Source organism: Oryzicola mucosus, assembly GCF_014534685.1.
GTDB classification, from domain to species: domain Bacteria; phylum Pseudomonadota; class Alphaproteobacteria; order Rhizobiales; family Rhizobiaceae; genus Oryzicola; species Oryzicola mucosus.
Genome location: NZ_JACVVX010000027.1, coordinates 1 through 1245 on the forward strand (window position 1 = coordinate 1; position 1245 = coordinate 1245).

Annotated in this window: 2 protein-coding genes; both read right to left on the bottom strand. The window is 64.4% G+C overall.

What is annotated here, in order from left to right; translation table 11 throughout:
* Positions 1-888 (bottom strand): electron transfer flavoprotein subunit alpha/FixB family protein (locus ICI42_RS23415; protein WP_188167022.1); only part of this gene is annotated, 888 nt, incomplete at its 3' end.
* Between the two features lie 30 nt (positions 889-918).
* On the bottom strand, positions 919-1245 hold a 327-nt coding region (locus tag ICI42_RS23420; RefSeq protein ID WP_407945197.1), incomplete at its 5' end, for an electron transfer flavoprotein subunit beta/FixA family protein.

A 1245-nucleotide genomic window follows, 5' to 3' on the forward strand; every position in this document is an offset into this window, starting at 1 on the left:
GCCGACGAGGCCGTAATCCGCGACCTGGAAGATCGGGGCTTCCTCGTCCTTGTTGATGGCGACGATGACCTTCGAGTCCTTCATGCCGGCGAGATGCTGGATAGCGCCCGAAATGCCGACCGCTATGTAGAGATCAGGCGCGACCACCTTGCCGGTCTGGCCGACCTGCCAGTCGTTGGGGGCGTAGCCCGCATCGACCGCCGCCCGTGAAGCGCCGACGGCGGCACCGAGCTTGTCAGCGACGGGCAGGATGACCTCCTCGAACTTCTCCGCTGAACCCAGCGCACGACCGCCCGAGATGATGATCTTCGCCGAGGTCAGTTCCGGACGGTCGCTTTCCGACAGGCGGTTTTCGACGAAGGTCGACAGATCAGGGTTTTCGGCAGCACCGATGCTCTCGACTGAAGCCGAGCCGCCTTCGCCAGCCGCCTGGAAGGAGGCGGTGCGGACCGTGATGACCTTCTTGGCGTCCGTCGATTGCACCGTCTGAATGGCGTTGCCGGCATAGATCGGGCGCTTGAACGTGTCGGCGGAGACGACCTCGATGATTTCCGAGATTTGCGCGACGTCGAGCAGGGCGGCGACGCGCGGTGCGACGTTCTTGCCCGATGCGGTGGCCGGGGCAAGGATGGTGTCGTAATCGGCTGCGAGCGAGACGACGAGCGCGGCCAACGGCTCGGCGAGGCGCTGTTCGAGGTCATCGCTTTCGGCCAGCAGCACCTTGCGCACGCCGGAGAGTTTCGCAGCCGCATCGGCGGCGGCCTTTGCGCTCTTGCCGGCGACCAGGATGTCGACGTCGCCGCCGATCTTGCTGGCAGCGGCGAGCGTCTTGGCTGTCTGGTCAGACAGGGTTTCGTTGTCGTGTTCGGCGATCAGAAGAATTGCCATTTTGTTTTGTTCCTTCTTTCCGTTCCGAACTCAGATGACGCCAGCCGACTTCAGGCTCGACACCAGCTCGGCGACGTCCTTGACCTTGACGCCAGCCTTGCGGCCGCCCGGCTCCTCGGTCTTCAGCACCTTCAGACGCGGCGCGACATCGGCGCCGAAATCGGCCGGCGACTTCTCGTCCAGCGGCTTCTTCTTGGCCTTCATGATGTTGGGCAGCGAGGCATAGCGCGGCTGGTTCAGGCGCAGGTCAGTGGTGACGACGGCCGGCAGCTTCAAGGATACCGTCTGCAGGCCGCCGTCGACTTCGCGCGTGACCTTGGCGGTCTCGCCGTCGATCTCGACCTTGGAGGCGAAGGT